The organism is Methanobrevibacter boviskoreani JH1 (assembly GCF_000320505.1).
GTDB lineage: Archaea > Methanobacteriota > Methanobacteria > Methanobacteriales > Methanobacteriaceae > Methanarmilla > Methanarmilla boviskoreani.
In genome coordinates this window covers 315,895-337,447 of record NZ_BAGX02000020.1, presented here as the reverse complement: position 1 = coordinate 337,447, position 21,553 = coordinate 315,895, and the positions used below count along the sequence as shown (strand labels likewise).

At 30.3% G+C, this 21,553-nt stretch carries 18 protein-coding genes and 1 riboswitch; of the genes, 11 read left to right on the top strand and 7 right to left on the bottom strand.

Annotated elements, in window-relative coordinates:
* Positions 1-27: 27 nt before the first annotated feature.
* From ON24_RS05595 to albA, 3 genes are all read left to right on the top strand, one after another.
* The gene (locus ON24_RS05595; RefSeq protein WP_236254927.1) at positions 28-687 is read left to right on the top strand and encodes a PHP domain-containing protein; all 660 of its coding nucleotides are present in this window, start codon (positions 28-30) and stop codon (positions 685-687) included.
* Positions 688-1,275: 588 nt separating this feature from the next.
* On the top strand, positions 1,276-2,820 hold the full coding sequence (locus tag ON24_RS05590; RefSeq protein WP_050553568.1) for a 2-isopropylmalate synthase: 1,545 nt from the start codon (positions 1,276-1,278) through the stop codon (positions 2,818-2,820).
* A 39-nt stretch (positions 2,821-2,859) separates the two neighbouring features.
* On the top strand, positions 2,860-3,138 hold the full coding sequence (gene albA / locus ON24_RS05585) for a DNA-binding protein Alba (RefSeq protein WP_016357656.1): 279 nt from the start codon (positions 2,860-2,862) through the stop codon (positions 3,136-3,138).
* Positions 3,139-3,571: 433 nt separating this feature from the next.
* Here the strand turns inward: albA and ON24_RS05580 are convergent, their stop codons facing one another.
* From ON24_RS05580 to ON24_RS05565, 4 genes are read right to left on the bottom strand one after another with little or no spacing between them, the layout of a single operon-like run.
* Positions 3,572-4,843, bottom strand: a complete 1,272-nt coding sequence (locus ON24_RS05580; protein ID WP_050553567.1) for an outer membrane protein assembly factor BamB family protein — start codon at positions 4,841-4,843, stop codon at positions 3,572-3,574.
* Between the two features lie 11 nt (positions 4,844-4,854).
* Entirely contained in the window at positions 4,855-6,018 is a 1,164-nt protein-coding gene (locus ON24_RS05575; RefSeq protein ID WP_016357654.1) for an ABC transporter permease, read from the bottom strand.
* 4 nt (positions 6,019-6,022) lie between these two features.
* On the bottom strand, positions 6,023-7,120 hold the full coding sequence (locus ON24_RS05570) for an ATP-binding cassette domain-containing protein (RefSeq protein ID WP_016357653.1): 1,098 nt from the start codon (positions 7,118-7,120) through the stop codon (positions 6,023-6,025).
* Positions 7,121-7,130: 10 nt separating this feature from the next.
* On the bottom strand, positions 7,131-7,565 hold the full coding sequence (locus tag ON24_RS05565; protein WP_016357652.1) for a PadR family transcriptional regulator: 435 nt from the start codon (positions 7,563-7,565) through the stop codon (positions 7,131-7,133).
* Between the two features lie 132 nt (positions 7,566-7,697).
* Here ON24_RS05565 and nudC point away from each other — a divergent pair, with 132 nt between their 5' ends.
* Together nudC and ON24_RS05555 are read left to right on the top strand one after the other, a co-directional pair.
* A complete protein-coding gene (nudC, locus tag ON24_RS05560) occupies positions 7,698-8,501 on the top strand; it encodes an NAD(+) diphosphatase (RefSeq protein WP_016357651.1) in 804 nt (267 codons plus the stop codon).
* A 62-nt stretch (positions 8,502-8,563) separates the two neighbouring features.
* Positions 8,564-9,316: a sugar phosphate isomerase/epimerase family protein gene (locus ON24_RS05555; RefSeq protein ID WP_016357650.1), complete on the top strand. Its 753-nt coding sequence runs from the start codon at positions 8,564-8,566 to the stop codon at positions 9,314-9,316.
* A gap of 185 nt (positions 9,317-9,501) precedes the next feature.
* On the opposite strand, the gene ON24_RS05550 is transcribed toward ON24_RS05555, so the two are convergent.
* Entirely contained in the window at positions 9,502-10,296 is a 795-nt protein-coding gene (locus ON24_RS05550) for an HAD family hydrolase (RefSeq protein WP_040682204.1), read from the bottom strand.
* Between the two features lie 261 nt (positions 10,297-10,557).
* Here ON24_RS05550 and ON24_RS05545 point away from each other — a divergent pair, with 261 nt between their 5' ends.
* The 4 genes from ON24_RS05545 (at position 10,558) to ON24_RS05530 (ending at position 15,907) form a co-directional block, all read left to right on the top strand.
* Positions 10,558-11,064: a thermonuclease family protein gene (locus ON24_RS05545; protein WP_016357648.1), complete on the top strand. Its 507-nt coding sequence runs from the start codon at positions 10,558-10,560 to the stop codon at positions 11,062-11,064.
* Between the two features lie 336 nt (positions 11,065-11,400).
* A complete protein-coding gene (gene gatA, locus ON24_RS05540; protein WP_016357647.1) occupies positions 11,401-12,780 on the top strand; it encodes an Asp-tRNA(Asn)/Glu-tRNA(Gln) amidotransferase subunit GatA in 1,380 nt (459 codons plus the stop codon).
* Positions 12,781-12,993: 213 nt separating this feature from the next.
* Positions 12,994-14,007 (top strand): glycosyltransferase family 2 protein, encoded by a 1,014-nt coding sequence (locus tag ON24_RS05535; RefSeq protein WP_016357646.1) that lies wholly within the window; start codon positions 12,994-12,996, stop codon positions 14,005-14,007.
* A 376-nt stretch (positions 14,008-14,383) separates the two neighbouring features.
* On the top strand, positions 14,384-15,907 hold the full coding sequence (locus tag ON24_RS05530) for a nucleotide-binding protein (protein WP_040682203.1): 1,524 nt from the start codon (positions 14,384-14,386) through the stop codon (positions 15,905-15,907).
* Positions 15,908-16,285: 378 nt separating this feature from the next.
* Here the strand turns inward: ON24_RS05530 and ON24_RS05525 are convergent, their stop codons facing one another.
* Entirely contained in the window at positions 16,286-16,666 is a 381-nt protein-coding gene (locus ON24_RS05525) for a DUF120 domain-containing protein (RefSeq protein ID WP_040682202.1), read from the bottom strand.
* 269 nt (positions 16,667-16,935) lie between these two features.
* Positions 16,936-17,071: riboswitch (FMN riboswitch) on the top strand.
* A gap of 118 nt (positions 17,072-17,189) precedes the next feature.
* Here ON24_RS05525 and ribB point away from each other — a divergent pair.
* Together ribB and tfrA are read left to right on the top strand one after the other, a co-directional pair.
* Positions 17,190-17,828, top strand: coding sequence for a 3,4-dihydroxy-2-butanone-4-phosphate synthase (gene ribB / locus ON24_RS05520; protein WP_016357643.1), 639 nt, complete (start codon positions 17,190-17,192; stop codon positions 17,826-17,828).
* Between the two features lie 108 nt (positions 17,829-17,936).
* Positions 17,937-19,613 carry a fumarate reductase (CoM/CoB) subunit TfrA gene (tfrA, locus tag ON24_RS05515; RefSeq protein ID WP_016357642.1) on the top strand — a complete coding sequence of 559 codons (1,677 nt, stop codon included), beginning with the start codon at positions 17,937-17,939 and terminating at the stop codon, positions 19,611-19,613.
* A gap of 507 nt (positions 19,614-20,120) precedes the next feature.
* On the opposite strand, the gene ON24_RS05510 is transcribed toward tfrA, so the two are convergent.
* Positions 20,121-21,449, bottom strand: coding sequence for an amidohydrolase (locus ON24_RS05510; protein ID WP_016357641.1), 1,329 nt, complete (start codon positions 21,447-21,449; stop codon positions 20,121-20,123).
* Positions 21,450-21,553: the final 104 nt, after the last annotated feature.

Here is a 21,553-nt window from a genome sequence, read left to right as displayed (position 1 = left end):
TATTTGACAATTATGGATATGATAAATATGTTAAAACTTGATCCACATATACATAGTACATACTCTAGTGATGCAGTTAGCACACCTAAAGAGATTATTGAAAGATCCAAAGAATTAGATTTAGATATGATAGCTTTAAGTGATCATAATACAGTAGAAGGTTCAAAAGTTGCAAGAGAACTTACAAAAAATGATGATTTATTTGTAATTCCATCAATAGAAATCAGCAGTGAATATGGACATATATTAGGATTTGGTGTGGAAGAGAAAATAGAGAAAGGATTATCACCTGAGGAAACTGTGGACCAAATCCATGATTTAGGTGGACTTGCAATAGTACCGCACCCATATTGTTATTATAGACATGGATTATTCTGTAAATATAAAAATACAGATTTAAACATAGATGGAGTGGAATCTAAAAATGCTAGATTTATATTTGGATATTCCAATTATAAGGGAAAACAACTTGCATCAAAAAAGAATATAGCAGAAATAGGATCTAGTGACGCCCATTTTAAAGGTTTTATAATGGATTGCTACACAGAGATAGATTGTGAAAAAGATATCGATAGTGTTTTAAAAGCAATTAAACATAGAAAAACTAAATCATGTGGAAAGGGAACCTCAAATATAAGATTAAGCAAATACTTATTCGATAAAAATATAAGAAAATTGTACCAGTAAATTATCCAATATACAAAAAACTACTTTTTTATTTTTTAAATTCAATTTTAATAAACTGAGGTTTTCTAATAAAATTAAGTTATAAGTTATAAGTTATAATAATTAAAAAAATATTTGAATAAAAGACTAAAAGATAAAAAAACTAAAATAATCAAAAATTATAAGTTATAAGTTATAATAGTTAAAAAATATATTTTAAAACATACAAAAAAGCTTGAATTAAATCTGAAATTAATTAAAAATTATAAGTTATAACTTATAAAAAGAAAAAAACAATTGAAAATATATTATAAGTTAAAACTTATAAGAAAATAAAAATTATAAAACGTATAAGTTATAACAGAATTAAATTAAGAAATTAACTAAAAAGGAAAAATTAACAAAAAAATAAGTTATAAGTTATAAGTTAAAAAAGTGAAAAATTCCAAAAAAATAAAAGATAAGACCATTAGAAAATGAAAAAATTAAAAAAATTAAAGATTTACAAAAAATTAAAGAAAAAATAATAAAATATAATTATATATATAAATAAAAATATAACTACAAAATACAAATTGTACTAAAAAAAATGTATATCGGAGGATTAAAATGAATAGAAAACCAGTGTATAAAATGGACGATTTATATGAAAATATGCCAGAGAAAATAACAATCTTCGATACTACTTTACGTGACGGAGAACAATCTCCTGGAGTAGCTTTAACAGTAGATGAGAAAATTGAGATAGCTGAAAAATTAGATATTCTCGGTGTAGACAAGATGGAAATAGGATTTCCAAGAGCATCAGAAGGAGAAAAAGAAACTGCTAAAAAAGTTAAAGCTTTAGGATTGAATAGTACAATTTGTGGATTAGCACGTGCAGTTAAAGCAGATGTTGATGCAGTATTAGATTGTGATTTAGATTATGTTCACACATTTATTGGAACAAGCCCACTTCATAGGGATTATAAACTCAAAATGTCTAAAGAAAAAGTTAAAGAGAAAACTATAAACACAATCGAATATTGTAAAGATCATGGACTTACTGTGGAATTTTCAGCAGAGGATGCAACAAGAACCGAATGGGATTATCTTGTAGAAGTTTATAAAGCAGCTGAAGAAGCTGGAGCAGATGTAATAAATGTTCCAGATACTGTAGGAGTTCTTACTCCAATGGATGCTAAAACTTTAATCTATGATTTAAAACAAGAAATCAACATTCCAATTAGTACTCATTTCCACAATGATTTTGGTCTTGCTGTGGCTAATACTCTAATGGGATTAGAAGCAGGTGCAGATCAATTCCATGCAACAATAAATGGTATTGGTGAAAGAGCTGGAAATGCATCACTTGAAGAAACTGTAATGAGCTTAATCTTAGAATATCACCATCCTATGGATGTAGATACTACTAAAATTTATGATATATCTGACTTTGTATCAAGAGTAACAGGTATGAACTTACCTCCAAACAAAGCTATAGTAGGTAAGAATGCATTTGCACATGAATCCGGTATTCACGTACATGGAATTATGGAAAATGCAGGTACTTATGAAGCAATTAGTCCTGAAATGGTAGGTCAAACCAGAAGAATTGTTTTAGGAAAACAAAGTGGTGGACATGCTATTAAAGGTAAACTAGAGGAATTTAATATAAAACTATCAGATAAGCAATTAGATGATGTATTAGAACGTGTAAAAGCATTAGGTGATAAAGGAAAATCAATTACTGATGACGATTTAAAAGCAATTGCATTATCTGAGATGAATACCTCAAAAGAGAAAATAGTTGAACTATCAGGTTTATCTGTAACAAGTGGGGACAATGTTTCACCTACAGCAACAGTCAGATTAACAATTAATGACAAAGTTAAAGAAAAAGCAGAAACTGGAGTTGGTCCTGTTGACGCAGCATTAAATGCTATTGAATCATTAATTCAAGACACAACATCATTTGAATTAGAACAATACCATATTGAAGCAATTAATGGTGGTACAGATGCTTTAGGAGAAGTGTTTGTAAGAGTCAATGATAAGAAAGGCAACATAGCAACAGGTAGATCTGCTAATGAAGATATTATCAAAGCAAGTGTACAAGCAGTAATAAATGCTGTAAATAAACTATTAATAATCAAAAAAGAATTAAATGAATAATCTTTATTAATTAACTAATTACAAACTATTGGTGAAAAAATGAGCGAAGAAAATATAATTTATATCGGTAACAAACCAGTAATGAACTATGTATTAGCAGTAGTAACACAAGTAAATAATGGTAAAAACGAAGTAATATTAAAAGCTAGAGGAAGAGCTATAAATAGAGCTGTAGATGTAGCAGAAATAGCTACAAATAGATTTGTACCAAATGCAAGTATTGGAGAAATTAAAACTGCAACAGAGGAAATTGAAAATGCAGATGGAAGAGTCTCCAATGTATCTAGTATAACTATACCTCTTATAAAAAATGAATAAATTTATTTTATTCAATCTTTTTCCTTTTTTTAAAATAAATAATTCTCAAATTAAAAAATACTAATTTTCAAAATCAAATAAAATAGCTAATAAGATCAAAAAGATATCTTATAACTTATAACTTATAATAAAATATTAAAATTACTTTTTTTAAAATTTAATAAGAAATAAATAAAATTAGAAAAATTGCTTATAACTTATAACTTATATTAACTTAATTAGAAAAATAAAATTTAGTTTTCTAAAATCTAATAAGAAAAACTAGCAAAATAAAAAAAATAAGTTATAACTAATAACTTATAATAGAAGGCTTATGAAAAAATAGTATTTTTTAGAATCTTAATAATAGCAATAAAATTAAAAGAAGAGTTATAACTTATAACTTATAATAAAGTGCCTTAAAAAAATAAAGATAATAATATAAAATTATTATCTATTGAAATTTCTTATATTGTTTCTTTTTTATAGGTTTTTTAGCTTTTCTCTTTTTATTTAAGGAAATTAAAACGCCAATAATTATAATTAAAACGATTATAATTATAATATCATACCATACATATACGGATATTGGAGTACTCTGTTTTAAAAGATTAAGTGAATATACATTTCCATCATTAGCTGTTAAGATTAGAGTATTTCCTATAATAACAGGAGAGCTTGTAATCTTTGAATTAAAGAGATAGTATCCTGGACCATAGGTCATATTCTCCTTACCTGAAAATTTATTTAATATATATAAAGATCCGTCATTAGATGTAAATGCTATAGTGTCATTATAAAATGCAGGTGTAGACTGTACTGAGCCACCTGTTTGATATGACCATTTGGTTTTTCCATCCCTTAAATCAAAACAGGTCATGTTTCCAGAATCATCTCCAACATAAATATTATTGTTATATTCGTCAATAGATGCTGAGGATACAACCTTATTGGCCATCTCTTCCTTCCATATCAGATTTCCATTACTTGTATTGATTACATAAAATGTATTATCTACAGAACCAATAGCTAATCTATCACCTTTAACAGCTGGGGAAGCAAGTACTGCATCACCAGTAGTGAAATTCCATTTTGAAGATCCGTCACTAGTTTTTAATGCATAAACTCCACCATTTGTAGAACCGAAATAAATGGTACCACTAGAAACGACAGGTGAAGATTTTAATTTACCACCTATTTCCTTATCCCATTTCTTATCTCCGTCTTTAATATCAAGAGAGTATACATGACCATTATCTGCAGTTACATAAACATTGTTTTTATCAACAACAGCTGATGATTCTATAGGTTTCGGATTAGAGAATGTCCATTTCAATGTTTTTGAAGAGGTATTAAAAGCATAGAAATTACCATTTAAATCTCCAACATATAGAATATCCCCTTTGATTACAGGACTTGTTGAAATGGAATTTGAGAATTTATAGGTCCAATTAACAGTACCATTTTTTAAATCAATAGAATGTAAAACTCCGTCATTTGATATTGCATATAAAGTATCATCTTTGACAATTGGTGTTGAGTTAGTGTTAGAGCCGAGATTGATAGTCCATAGATTATTTACAAAATCGCTAGGCTCATCTACATAACCAACATGATCTGGGGATTTTTGAAACATAGGCCAATCTGCACTACTTATAGGACTTAAAACCAATGATAATGATAAAAATATCAATAATACATAAAATAATTTCTTAGATTTAAACATAATATCACCAATTATACATCTCTATTAAATCTTTTAACTCCAATAAGGAAGAACAATAAAGTGAATCCTAATAATATTAAAATATCCAACCATACTGAAGATAAAGGACGTCCTTGAATCATAACAGCCCTCATAGCATCATTTAAATAAGTTAGCGGAAATATATATGCAATTTTCTGGAATATCCAAGGCATAGTTTCTATAGGATAGAATACTCCTGACACAAACATCATCGGCATTGAAAACGGCATTACCATTTGGGAATAATCTTCCTGGGTCTGTGCCCTTGCAGATAAAGCCACTCCAAAACCAACAAAACATAACGCTCCTATGAAGAGTAATAACAATGTTTGTAATATACCTCCTTTAATAGTAATACTAAAGAGAATAATAGCCGCAACCAATAAAACAATTGCCCTCATCATTTCCACTGATAACTTGGCTAAAATCTTACCACCTATAACTGTAGCAACAGATGTAGGAGTCATGAATAATCTAGCCAATTCTCCGGTTTCACGTTCTCCAGCAATGGCTGCACCCATACCCATCATACAACTCATCATGACAGTCATAGCTAGAACTGCAGGAACTAAAAAGTCAATATATTTAATATCACCATATATCTTATTAATTTGAATACTAATTGAGGATTTAGCACTGTTTATCTGTGAGGATACCGGATTAGTATTTGTTGAATTCTGTACCTCTAAGTTTGAGTTAGAGGATTGAAGTTCATTAATAGATATCTGGTTAAATATTTGCTGTGAACTTGGAATTAAAACCTGTGATGCCATTTGATCTGAGGAATCCAAATACAATGTGGCCGTCTTCTGAGTCGTGTCATTATCATCATAATTTGAAGGCAGTATAATAGCCGCTTTAACCTTACCACTATCCACCATTGCCTTTCCATCATCTACATTGTCTATAATATCAACAACAGAAAAGGCATCATTGGCTTTTATATCTGTTAAAGTCTGGTCAGTTAGATGACCGTCAGATTGAGAAACAACTACAACAGGTAAGTTTGTCAAGTCTCCACCCATACCATATCCAAATAATAGAATCATGATTATTGGAAATATGATAATAGCCACTAATCTGGAGGGATGTCTTTTAAGACTTAACCACTCTTTTTTAATCATCCAATATAATTTTCTATATTCTAAATCCATAGTATCAAGCCCTTGGTCCCAATTCAACTTCGGAAGTAGTTTTCATAAATACATCCTCAAGTGAAGGTTCCTCTGTAGAAATTGAACTGACTTTAGCCTTGTTTTTAACCAAAGTTTTAAGAACAGATCGAACAGCCTTATCCTCAAATTTATCTATTTCAAGGATTATTCTACCTGAATCATTTACCTCAACACTATGAACATATTTATTTGCTCTTAAAGTTTTTAATAGATCCTGATTTAAATCGTCCACTAAAAACGACATTTCCCTATACTTAAATAATGAATCTTGTTGAATCTTTAAAGCTTCACTATTTTCTATTTCCCTATCAGATTTACTAGATTTGTCATCTGTATTATTTTCATCTTGAATAAGTGCCAATGTATCTTTTAAAGATTCATATTCCTCTCTTTGACGACGAATAAGAGTATCTTTTAATCCTGTAGGTGAATCATAAGCCACTAGATTTCCAGTACTTATAATTCCAACATTATCACATAACATATCCACCTCATGCATATCATGGGAACATAGGATAATTGTATGACCATCGTCATTTAATTCCTCAATAAGATTCCATAATATACGTTTGGTAGTGGGATCTAAACCAATGGTTGGTTCATCTAAAAACAATATTTCTGGTCTATGAACTAAACTAGCAACTAATGATGCTTTTTGTTTTTGACCACCTGACATTTTACCTATCAATTTATCCTTAGCATAAGAAATATCAACAAGTTCCATTAATTCGTTAATACGATCTTCTTTTTCATCTACTGGAACCCCATAGTAATCCGCACATAATTCTGCATTTTCCCAAACTGTTAAGTCTTTATAGAGACTTACTTGTTGAGGGACCATTCCTAATAATTCCCGAACCTCATTCGGGTTTTCTAATATATCATATCCCCCTACCTTCGCAGTTCCAGAGGTAGGTATAGTAAGACAGGTAAGCATTTTAATGGTAGTGGTTTTACCTGCACCATTAGGACCTAACATACCAAAGATAGTTTTATTAGGTATATGAAGATTTAATGAATTAACAGCAGTGAAATCCTTATATCTCTTAGTTAAATCATAAGTTTCAATAATATTTTTCATTTAAACACCTTTATTTTCCATTTGAACCTTTGAATATATCTTGGAAAAATTCTTGCCATAAAGGATTCTTTATAGAGTATACATATTGAATTTTCTTTGAGATATCTTCTAAAATCAATTCACCTCTATTAGTTAAATGATAAACTTTAATATTCTTAGAAGATTGGACTTTCCATTCCCCTTCAATTATCTTATATTCTTCCATATCAGACAAGATGGGATAGATCTTACTAGAACTGACTTTCTTTACAAAACCACATTCTATTTGAGGAGAGAAAAATTCATTTAATCTTTTCATTAAAGCATAACCATGGAGATCTTCCTTAGATAAAAACCATAAAATCAATAAATGGGTAAAACCATTGACAATTGTCTTGTTTTCCTTATTCATTATATGATTAACATACTCAGTATCTGAAAAATCATTATCAATCTCATCAGACAAAGAAATACCTCCTATATATAAAAACAATATATGTATTTTTTTGACATATATTAAAAATTGATATGTTATAATAGTATATAAACCTATCTTAAAAATGAAAGATTTTAATTATATAAAATAATACTATTATATATGATAAAAAAAAGTTTATATGATAACTATAGTATAGATTTCAAGGAAAACTACAAAACAGAAGAGGATTCATACTATTTTATCTTTTATAATAGGGAATTATACTTAAATGAAAAGAATGAACTTCCTTTAATCAACGAAGAGGAACTAAATAAGAAATTTAACGTGAATTTCTCATTATATATTGGAACTTTTAAGAATAAGCCAGCATTTGTTGTAGATATTGTAGAAAGTAGCGAGAAATTTTACAACTTAACAGACGTATTTCCAATAGACGATGAACTTTTTTTAATAGGTGGAAGGGCAGTACAAATCTTGGATTGGTATAAGAATCACCAATATTGTGGAGTATGCGGAACACATAATGTTATGGATGATGATCTAATGATGCTCAAATGTCCAGAATGTGGCCATATAAACTTTACAAGAATAGCACCTGCAATAATTGTAGCCATTAGAAAAGACGATAAACTCCTGATGGCATATCATAGCTACTACAAAATAAAACAATATACAATACTTGCAGGTTTTGTAGAGGCTGGAGAAACACTTGAGGAAGCAGTACACAGGGAAGTTAAAGAGGAGGTAGGCATCAATATCAAGAATGTCAAATACTTTGCAAGCCAATCATGGCCATTTCCAAATTCCCTAATGGTAGGTTTTACAGCTGAATATGATAGCGGGGAGATAAAAGTAGATAATTTTGAGATTTTAAAGGCAAGATGGTTTAGTAAAGATGAGATTGAAAGAAGATCAAATATAAGCATATCCTCATGGCTAATAGATGACTTTTTAGATAGTTAGCAATTAATCTATTATTTAATAGAACAAAATGATATTATAAAATTAGAAAAAAGGTAATAAACATGAAATTAGGTTTTTCCACATTGTCACTCTTTTTAAAACCATTGGATGAAATACTAGACACAGCTAAAAGAGACGGATTCGAGGTAATTGAGATATTATCCGAAGGTCCATATGCGGCATACAATATAGAAAAAAATGATGAAATCATCAAAATCAGCGATAAAGGTAATATTGAAATAAACATTCATGGACCAACAGTGGATTTAAATCTTGCAAGTATCAATGAGGGCATAAGAAGGGAATCAGTAAAACAAACAATAGAAACAATCGATATGGCAAATAAGATTGGTGCGAATGCCATAACAGTTCATCCTGGAAAGATAGGAAGAAAGGACGATAAACTTAGAAAGTATGCACTGGATCTTGCAGTGGAATCCATTGGCCAATGTGTTGACTATGGAAAGGAACATGGCAATATAAAAATCTCTGTAGAAAATCTACCTGAAAGATACAGCTTTCTTGGAAATAAAGTTGAGGAAATCGAATACATTCAAGAAAACACAGACTCAAAAATAACAATAGATACAGGACATGCCAATACATGTAAGGACTGCCAGGAGTTTTTTAAACTAAAAAACATTGAATATTTCCATATAAACGATAACAATAAAATAAAAGACCAGCATCTAATACTAGGTGAAGGCACATTAGATTTGAACCTGTTAAAATATATTGATAAGGGAATTATAGAATTAAATACCTATGAGAAGGTTTTAAAAACACAGGAATTAATTAAGAGTCTAGGATATTAAAGTATACAATATATGAAAGTGCTTTATAGCATATCATAAGCAAAATGATAGTATATTGAATAATATTTAAAAATTGAAAAAGAGCAATTTACATATTATAGATTCAAAATTTTAAAAAAAGAGTAGAATTTAAAATAATATACTTACGAAATCTACAAATTACTAATTTTAAAGGTAAATTCAATCTAATGTAATATATTCAACAATTCGATTAAATCATCAACAATATAATCCGAGGATGAGATTAATTGATCTGATTCTATTAGGGATTGTGCAATAGTTAAAATAGCCAAATCTGATTCCTGAAATGCATAATAATCATTTTGTCCGTCACCAACCATTACAACCTTATCATAATCCTTTCTTAAGGACTTTACAATATCCCTTTTTCCAAGAGGTGTGGCAGTTGGAAAGCCATGAGAAGGGTCAATGTCTAAAAACTCGGTTAAGGTTTGGATTGCATCACTTCTATCTCCAGATGCAATGAAAATGTCATAACCCCTATTTTTCAATTGATTAACTGTAAAGATTGCATTGTTAAAGAATCTACCTGCTGTTGTAATAGTGTAAGCTATATTCCTATTTTTACAATCTAGTATTAATGCAGTGCCGTTACATATCTCCATATTTGGAACTTGTTTTTTTAGAATAGAAAAACCCTCAGTTATATCAGATATAACTGCATCGTCATTATTAATTATGGACAATATCTCGTCATGTGAAAGTCGTCTAGTGGAATAGCTTACAGTAAATTGGATATGATAATCATTAATTAAATCTGATATTAGGGTATCGGAATCTAGCTTAGATAAACATCCAGTATTAAACTGTAGAATAGCTAAGGCTCCACAATCCAAATTATCAATCAAACTCAATGAATTAATGTCTGTAATAAATTCTCCTGTATTCAAATCTTTGATAATCCTATATCTTTCAATTAAAGTACCTGAATTATCAAAGACAATTGCTTTGCTCCTCATAAAAATCATTTAAAAAAAATAATTATTATATAATATATTTTAATTCTATAAAAAAATTAAGATTTGAAACGGCACACTAAATCAATAGGTTTTAACTTTTAAGTTATAAGTTATAAAATATAACTAATAATTTTTAACTTATAATTAAAACTAAAATATCCTTGTCTGATAAAAGATTAGAAAAGAATTTAATTACTGAAAATATTTTAATATAGAAAATTTTTTAATAAATAGAGTACAATAATTTAATAGGTAATATGTATGAAGTCTAGAACCTATAAAATATTAATGATAACTGCAATATTAGTGGTATGTGTTGGACTATTGACAACAGTATCTGCTAAATATGTTGGAACAGGATTTAGCCATGATATTCCAGATGACAAATACGATGGAATGACTGCTAGTGAAATATTAAACAAGTATAACGACACCACCTGCCATGTGGAAGAAACGGCAGTATGTACAAAAGTGGTCGATGGTGATACGATTTATTTAGACAATGGGGAAAAAATAAGATTTGCCGATGTAAACGCCCCTGAAAGAGGAGTCAAAGGTTATAATGCCTCCAAAAATTTTGTAAAAAAATTATGCCTTGATAAGGAAGTCTCACTGGATATTGATGATGAACAGCCACATGACAAATATGGAAGAACAGTTGCAGTTGTAATCGTTGATAATAAAAACCTTAATGAAATGATGCTTAAAGAGGGACTTGTTGAAGTAGATCAGTTCCCAAGTGAATTCAATGCATACGATTGGTTATAATTAAAATTAATTTCCAATCACACTATTTTTTAAACTTTATTATTTTTTTATAAATAAACAAAGACAAGACAACTATTTTTTAATATAAATATTATTATTTATGAAAAATGATAATCGGAAAGGATAAATAATCCCTTAAAATCAAGGTCCACATTTTTCAATATAAAAACAAGAGAATTATTAAATATTTTTTAAAATTGTAATTGTGAAAATGTGAATAATTAATAAAATATTTAAATCTAAATAAATAAAAACAATATTATTATTGAAATAATTATTTTTTATAATTATCCTTATTAAAAATTAATTTTTAACTTAATTATATTAGGTGTTTTAATGAATGTATTAGAAAAAGCTAATGCTATAAAAAACGGAGAATTAACAGCATTAGAAAATGTTAATAATTATATTAAAGTAATCGATGAGAAAAATCCATCAATTAATGCTTTTATAGAAATCAATAAAGAGAATGCTATAAACAAAGCTAAAGAAATTGATGAAAAAATATCTAATGGTGAAGAAGTAGGACAATTAGCAGGTATTGTTTTTGGTATAAAGGCAAACATAAATGTAGAGGATTACACAATCTCAGCTGCAAGTAAAACATTAGAGGATTATATAGGAAGTTATGATGCGACTGTTATTAAAAGGATTAAAGCTGAAGACGGAATTATTATTGGAATAAACAATATGGATGAGTTTGCAGCAGGAAGTTCTACAGAAACATCATACTATGGAGTATGTAACAATCCGGCAGCACCTGGAAGAATCACCGGTGGTTCATCTGGTGGAGGTGCAGCTTCAATTGCAGCAGGCATGTGTGATATTGCACTTGGTTCAGATACCGGAGGATCTATCAGAAACCCATCTTCACACTGTGGTGTTGAAGGATTTAAACCTACCTATGGTCTTGTATCTAGACAGGGTCTACTTGACTTATCAATGAGTCTTGACCAGATAGGACCTATTTCAAGTGATGTTACAGGACTCACCCTTGCACTTGACACAATTGCAGGATATGATCCAGAGGAATGTACAACCCTAAACAATGAATTACCAAACTTCACTGAAATAGCTGTAAACACCAAAGATATGGAACTTCCACTTAAAGGTATGAAAATAGCTAAGGTTAAGGAATTTACAGAGGTTACCGATGATAAAATCAATGAGGTAGTGGATAAGGCTATTGACAAACTTGTATCTCTAGGTGCAGAGCTTGTAGAATTAAACTTTGACTATATTGACATCTGTCTTCCAACCTATTACTTAATCAACTATGTTGAATTCTTCTCAGCTACAAGAAAATATGATGGAAGGGAATATGCTTCAAGAATTGAAGAAACCTGTGGTGAAGAGGTACTTAGAAGAATTGAAATCGGATCATATATCTCACAACAAGAATATAGTGGTAAATTCTATAAGAAGGCTTTACAAGCAAGGTCACTTATTAGAAACCAAATCAACGAAATGTTGGAAGATGTTGATTTAATAGTCGGTCCTACTGTTCCAAAGCTTCCACATAAAATTGGTACCAAGTTAGAACCAATGGAAATGTATGCATACGATGTTTTAACTGTAATAGCTAATCTTGCAGGTATTCCAGCAGCAAGTATTAAAGCTGGAGAGGTTGAGGGCATTCCTGTAGGTCTACAATTACAGGCTAAACCAGAAGATGATGAAAAAATAATTCAAGCAATCTCCGCTTTTGAATTATAAATATTCTATTTATTTTTTTTATTTCTAAAACTACTTTTTTTATTACTATTTTTGCTTTAAAGACAAAGAAACAATCAAGCAGATTTTATTTGAATCTATAATGGAACCTGTACCAACCCTATTTTTTAAAAATATTTAAATATTACTAAGGATTTATATTTAATAAATTTTAATTCTATATTACTAATTTTAAAAAAAATAAAGGGTTTAACTATGTCTGATATAAAAGTTAGTGTAATATTGTCTGTTTATAATGGAGAGAAATATCTAAAAGAGGCCATTGAAAGTATCTTAAATCAGAGCTTTAAAGAAATCGAGATAATTCTTGTAGACGACGGATCTACAGACTCCAGTCTGGACATTCTAAAGGAATATGAAAAGAAAGACAACAGAATCACAATTATAAATAACGAAGAGAATATTGGACTTGGCTCAAGTAGAAACAAAGCATTGAAAATAGCTAAAGGAGAATATATCACCTTTGTTGACAGCGATGATTGGATTGTAGAAGATTGTATTAAAGAGGCATATACCGAGGCAAAAGAAAACAACACCGATATTACAATGTTTCAGATGACCAACTACAATAATGATACTCGAGAATATCATGAGAATGATTGGTCCAATCTAAATCAGCTAGATGACAGTTTTTACAATTGCGTTTTTGATAGCAGCCATACTAGGGATTTCCTATTTAAGCTACCTGTCAGCGCATGTCAGAAGATCTATAGAAGGAAATTTCTAGAGAACATTAATGCTAAGTTTCCAGATAGGATATATTTTGAGGACAATCCATTCTTCTATTATGTGTGGCTTAAAGCTGAAAGGATTTCACTAATCAAAAAACACCTATATGTAAGAAGGGTTCACTCTGATTCCATTACAGGTAACTGTGATAGGAAATTCTTTGACATCATACCTAGTGGTGTGATTTTATTTGACATGTTTGTTAAAAACGGTTACTATGAGGCCTATAAAAAGGACCTGATAGACTATAGAATAGACGCATTTAGATTAACAATGAAATGTTTGAGTTGTGACTTAAAAGAAGATTTTTACACCCTATCAAAAAAAGAATTCAATAAGATTTCAAAGAGCCAATACAAAGATGATTTTCTAGAATATATGAGTAGTAAGAACAAGACCATCTTCACAGATATACTTAATACAGAAAACTTTCAAGCATTTAATGAGATATGGCCACCTAGTAAACTAAAAAAAGAGTAGATATCACAAAGAATATAATAATCTAGTTTATATTTTAGATAATTTCTAACTCTTATATTAAAGTAATAAGGGTTTTATTCCAAGACAAATAAATTAAATTAAAACCTTTAAATAAAGTTTAGAATACATATAAATTGAAAAAATTGCCAATTGCTTGTTTTTTTATTAGATAAATCCATAACCATTATTTTTAAGTTTGAACTATTTTTAATATTATTTATAAATTCATTGAATAGTTAAAAATTAATTAACTAAACAGCTAATTTTATATGAAATATTTAATTATTTTTTAGTAAAATCAAAGATTATATGATAGATTTTATAGATTAAATAAATGTAAACTAATTTATCAAGGAAAAAAATAGTAAGTGATAGAATGAAAATAGGCCTTACATATGTTAAGGGAGCTGTTCCAGGATATGAAAATTTCGGGCATCTTCCAACAGACTTAGTTAAATCAAATGGATTGGTTAATGGAAACAAAGCACATGAAGAATTAGACGCATTAATTATTCCAGGAGGAACCATAGTAGAGTCTGAGTCCATCAAAAGAGATAGTGATTTAGCTAAAGAGATATATTCTATGAACAAGGAAGGAAAACCTATAGTGGGAATATGTTCTGGTTTTCAACTATTAGCGAATCAGACAGATGTAGGCAGAAAATCACCGATACCAATAATTAAAGAGGGACTGGGACTGTTAGATGTTGACTTTTCACCATTAATATCTACAGACCAGGTTGAAGGTGAGATTGTAGGAGACTCATTCCTAACTAGAAATATAGAGGGACCAGTGACAGGTTTTCACTGCCACACATATGGGGACATTAAAGGTGAGGCTAAACCCCTAATCTATTCAGAGTTAAAAAGAATCAATTATGGAAACAAGAGGGAAAAACACCTGTCAGGTGTAGTAAGTGACAATGGAAATATAGTTGGAACCGTAATACATAGAATCTTTGATAACAATCCCCAGGTTGTGGAGAATTTCCTTCAATTTATAGATGCAGATGAGGATGATAGAACATCAATACTTGAAAGAAATAGGGAATGTGTGAGGAATATCAATAGAGAGATTGGTATCGACACCAATGTGGAAATCAGAATACCTGGTAAAAACTGCCTTACAAAAGATCTCAAAAAACAGGAAGGCAAATTGCCTACCTGCCTTATAATTGGAAGTACAGGTTCCGACAGTGGTAAAACATTTATGACCACAGGTCTTGCAGGAATACTAAGAGAAAAAGGCCTTAACGTTGGACTTATAAAGATTGGTCCGGATATAAGAGACATAGTACCAGGTCTATACCTTACCAATGGATATATGGAGGACTATGGCTCAATAAAAATATCAAATCTCGGCTGGTGTCAACTTCCAGACGTATTGGAATCCCTTAAAAATTCCAACTATGACGTGGTATTGATTGAAGGTGTGATGAGTGTATTTACAGGGATGTTAAATAGAAAAATACCTTACTCCGGTGCTGAGATAGCTAGAGCCGGAAATATTCCTATGATACTTACAACCGGTGTAAACAAAGGTGGAATTGAGTCTGCAGCAATCGATATAACCGCACATGCTAAAAAACTAAAGGACTTTGGTATAAACATCAAAGGAATTGTATTAAACAAGGTATATGACATGGACATATTCGAAAGCGTAAAAGGATACATACAATCCGAGACAGGAATAGAAGACGTGATAGCAATACCAAAGGTAAAACTAGAGGAAAGAGGCGCAACACCTGAGGTTGAAATCAAATTTGAGGATTTCGCAATCAAGGCATATGAAACCATGAATGAAAACTTTGATATAAATCTAATCAGATATATTGAGGAAAAACCTTCATTTGACAGATACCTGGATTATGATGAGATTCTAGACATCTATAACAAATAGGGAATATTAAGAATTCTAAAAAAATGTCATTCAAGTGGTGTATTTCAAGTGTAAAAATAGAATTAATGTTTGGTTAAGATTCGATTATAGATTGGAAATTAATTTAATTTTAAAACAAACCAATCTAAAAACTAAATATAATTTTTACACTTGAAACTATAAACTAAAAAAAAAATAAAATAAAAAAAAAAAAATAAAAAAAAATAGGGAATATAAAAATTAATTCTAAATGAAAATCTCATTCTATAGACTTAAAAAAACTTATAGACTAAAATAATAGAAACATTTAAAAAAAAAGCATACTAAAAGAAAATCTAATATACAGATTTAAAACCTGACTTTAAAAATAGAAAAACAATTATAAAAGGTAAAGTTAAATTAGATATCAATTTCAAGTGTAACTTTATCTCCATCATTAAGATTTAACTTATCCCTTAATTTATCACGAGCAATAAACTCAAGGTAATTCTCTTCATGAGTGGTTTTATCTGGAAAAACAATAGCTCCGGTTATGGTGTCTTCCAAAATAGCTTTAATATATTTAACACCACCGAAACCTTGATCAGATACAATAACATTAGGACAATTATTCTTCATAACAGCAATATTATCTAGATCTTTTTCTGGAACGATAATATTCAATGTACCGGGATATGGAATAAAACCACATTTTTCCTCAAATTGATTTTTATAGAAATCTTGTCCTAAAAAATAAGCAGCCTTACCTAAACCAGTAGTAACAGTACCTTCTAATCTCATAATAAACCTCATAAAATAATTAAAAAAATCTTTCTATATAAAAATAAATAGTAATTAACAATAATAATTTTAAGTGAATTATATTTAAATATAACTATTATTATAAAAAATCAATGAAAAAACACAGGTTAAGAATAGGATTAATAGAGAGACATTAAATCCAGTCTATAAAATATTTTAAAAGGAAGTAATTTTTAAATTAAATTTCAAATAAAATCATAACATTTTATAACTAATAAAAAATAAATATTTAAAGGAATAAAGAATCTTGCTATTCTCAGGGCGGAGTGAAATTCTCCACTGGTGGTAATTTAAAATAGGTTAAAAAGTCCACGAGCACCATGAAGTGTTGATTTGGTGAAAATCCAAAACCAACGGTTAAAGTCCGGATGAAAGAGAATTTAGAAAGTAAATATATAAATCTATAGAATTATTTTTTTATATATTGGCATTTATTAATCTTTTTTTGCCCTGATTCTAGTATTAATCTAGAAACTTTATAAAATATCAGGAGTTAATTACTATGAATCATGAAGAAATGTTAGAAGGAACATACATAGATCGTATTAATAAAGCAATAGAATATCTAAAAGCTGGAAAAGGAATTATAGTTACCGATGATGAAGACCGTGAAAATGAGGGGGACATGTTCTTTTCAGCTGAAAATCTAACAAATGAACAAATGGCATTGCTCATCAGGGAAGGTAGTGGAATAGTATGTCTATGCCTACCAGAAAGTAAAGCCGATGAATTGGATTTACCTTTAATGGTGGAAAACAATACAAGTACATATGGTACAGGTTTTACAATATCCATTGAAGCGGCAGAAGGTGTAACAACCGGAGTTTCAGCAGCAGATAGGGTAACAACAGTTAAAGCTGCAACCAAAGACGGTGCAAAACCAAGTGATTTACATCATCCAGGACATGTATTCCCACTTAGAGCTAAAAACGGTGGAGTATTAGAACGTGACGGACATACAGAGGCTAATGTTGAAATAATGAAATTAGCTGGTCTTAAACCATATGGTGTCCTATGTGAAATCACCAAAGAAGATGGTACAATGGCAAGAATGCCAGATATAATCAAATTCTCTAAAGAAAGGGATATGCCAATTTTAACCATCGAGGATATTAAAGAATACCTAACCAAAGATAGTTAATTAAACTATTACTTTAAAGTTCAACTTATTAAGTCAAATAAAAAACAATTTGACTGTTTTAAAATCAATGATAGATTTAATTTATAAAATCAAATAGAGGAAACTAATATGGAAAGTGAAATAATCCAATCTGATGTATTGATTGTAGGATCTGGGGGAGCAGGTGCAAGGGCTGCTATTGAAGTATCAAAGGCAGGTAAAAAACCAATCATTGTCTCCAAAGGTCTTTCATTTAGATCCGGATGTACTGGAATGGCTGAAGGAGGATATAATGCTGCATTTGGATTTGTAGACTCCGATGATAGTAAAAAAGCACATTTTAAAGATACATTAAAAGGTGGAAGCTATCTAAATGATAGTAGATTAGTGAATGTATTAGTGGACGAGGCACCTGACAGACTAGTGGATCTAGAAAACTATGGTGCACTATTTGATAGACAGGAAAATGGAAAACTAAATCAGAGACCGTTTGGTGGACAGACATACAGAAGAACATGTTTTGCAGGAGACAGAACGGGACATGAAATCATTACAGCACTTAAGGAAGAGGTTATTAAGAGGGACATTGAAACCATTGATGAGGTAATGATTACAAAATTAATCTTAAACAATGATGATTTCCCAAAGGTAATAGGTGCTGTAGGATTCAATCTTAAAGATTCAAGTACCATCTTCTTCCAGGCAAAAGAGGTTATTCTTGCAACAGGAGGATCAGGACAACTATATCCTATAACCTCCAATACCTTCCAGAAGAATGGAGACGGATATGCGCTTGCATGGGATGCCGGTGCAGATCTAGTTGATATGGAACAAATACAATTCCACCCAACAGGTATGATAAAACCTAAATCAAGGGCAGGTGTACTTGTAACCGAAGCCGTAAGAGGTGAAGGTGGAAAGTTGTTCAACAAGAACCATGAGAGATTTATGTTCAACTATGATGACAGAGGTGAACTTGCAACCCGTGATGTTGTTGCAAGGTCTATCTATAATGAAATCAGGGAAGGTAGAGGAACAGAGGACGGTGGAGTTTACCTTGATATAAGTCATCTTGATGATGATGTAATCGATGAAAAGCTCGAGACAATGGTGGAGCAATTTGCCGATGTAGGTGTGGACATTAAGAATGAGCCTATGGAGGTTGCACCAACCGCACACCATTGCATGGGCGGATTATTTATTGATGTCAATGGTAAATCCACAATTGAAGGTCTATATGCATGTGGAGAGGTTTCCGGTGGAGTTCATGGAGCAAACCGTTTAGGTGGAAATGCCCTTGCTGAGACACAGGTCTTTGGAAAACGTGCAGGTAAGGCTGCAAGTATTGCATCAGAGATAGAGGAATTCGAAAGAAACGATAAATCCGTCGAAGAAGAGGAACAGCGTATTAAAAATCTTATAAAAGACGGAGAATACAAACCTAGTGAAATTAAAAAGGAAATACAGACCATAATGTGGGAAAATGTATCCATCATAAGAAACGAAACACACCTACGTCTTGCACTTAAAAAGTTGCTTGACATCAAAAACAATAAGCTTAACAACATGAGAATATCCTCTGATAAGACCTATAATAAAGACTTGCAAGAGGGACTTGAGGTTATCAATATGTGTGAAGTTGCTATTCTAATAGTCAAGTTTGCAACTATAAGACGTGAAAGCCGAGGAGCACATTATAGGGAAGATTTCCCAGAAACCTATGATGGCTGGGATAAAAGTATTCTTATGGGAAAATCCAAGGTTAAGTTCCTAAAAAGAGATGGAAAATTTACTCTTGATGAGTAAATCCATTTTATCTTTATAACTAATTTTTCTATCCCATTAATATATTTAAAAAAAATAATCAATCCTTATAACTTAATTTTAACAATAATTAAAAAAATAAACTAATTTTCAAATACTAATTTAATCATATGGAATTTTCATAAAATAATTTTACACTTGAAATTGTACTTAAAATAAAAGATAAATAGTTAAAACAATTTTAAAAAATCTCAATATAAATAACTTAAAATAAAAAAAAACTAATTATCAAAATTATAATCAAATGATTAAAAAATATAAAAATAATATATAGACATATAGATAGAAAAATAATAAATAAAAACATTAGTCCAATAAATATAAAATAAACAAAAACAGATATAATAAAATAGCTATTAAATAAATTAATATTAATTAAATTTATAACTATTTTATTTAAATGGAATAAAAATATTATTTATCCCATCCATTAAAAATATTAGAAAAAAACTATTCTAATAATAGATTAAATAAAATAACAATTGAATCTTATTCTTCACTATTTTCTTTAAGCTCAATCATCTCATTAATAGATTGTTTTGCATTTTCTAATATGGAAAGCTCGTCAAGGGTGTTTAGTTTTCTATTTTCCATCAATATTTGACCATTACAAATGGTTGTATCAACATTATCCCCGTTTGCAGAGTATACGATGTTTGCACATAATGAGTTTCCAAGAGGGGTGAAGTTAGGTCTATTTGTATCAACCAGTATGATGTCTGCTTTCTTGCCTTCCTCAATGGATCCGATATCCTTATCCAAACCTAAAGCCCTTGCACCATTTATAGTAGCTGCCGCAACTGTTTGCTCTGCAGATAAAACCTCGGGATCAAGTGTTGATACCTTCTGTAGAAGGGCAGCGAATTTCATCTCCTCAAACATGTCTAGATTATTATTACTTGAAGCACCGTCGGTACCGATGGATACACAGATACCGTTTTCCAAAAGTTTTGATACAGGTGCAATACCTGATGCAAGTTTCGCATTACTACATGGATTATGGGATACCTTGACATCGTTCTCCTTAATTAAACTGATTTCGTTATCTGATAACCATACACAGTGTGCCGCAACAACATCTGAGGATAAGAATCCTAAATCATCCAAGTATTCGAAAGGTCTCATGCCATTTAATTCAATGGAATCATTAATCTCTTTCTGGGTTTCATTCATATGTATATGAATTCCAACATTATACTTATTAGCCTCAGCCCTTACCCTCTTTATTAATTCTGGAGAGGTGGTATAGATTGAATGTGGTCCAAACATAGTGGTTATTCTACCGTCGGAGGTATTGTTATAGTTTTTAATTAGATCTATGTTTTCCCTAAACTCGTTTTCACGTTTTTCCCCATCTCCAAAATCAATCATACCATAGGATAGTACTGCCCTTATACCGGCCTTATCAATAGCCCTTGCAACATCACCCATATAGAAATACATGTCTGAGAAGGTGGTTGTTCCTGACTTTATCATCTCAAGAGCACCTAAAAGAGCACCGTTATAGGTATATTCACTGTTAAGATTAGCCTCCATAGGCCAGATATGATCATTTAACCAGGAATCCAACTCCAAATCATCTGCCAAACTTCTAAATAAAGTCATAGGTATATGACAATGAGTATTGATTAATCCAGGCATTACAATTTTACCGTCTGCATCAATGACCTTTTCTGCATTACCGTCTTCTATATCGTCTTCAATAAGATTGATTCTATCGTTTTCAATTAAAATGGAAGATTTACCATATTCGACTTCACCATTGGATTTAGGATTTAAAATAGTTCCATTTTTAATTAAGATATTATTTGTCTCCATCAAATCACCATAAAATAAAAATTGTTTCTACAATTAACAATTAAATAATTAAGATACATAATAAATTAAATTTTAAGTCAAGATAAAAATTAGAATAATAAACA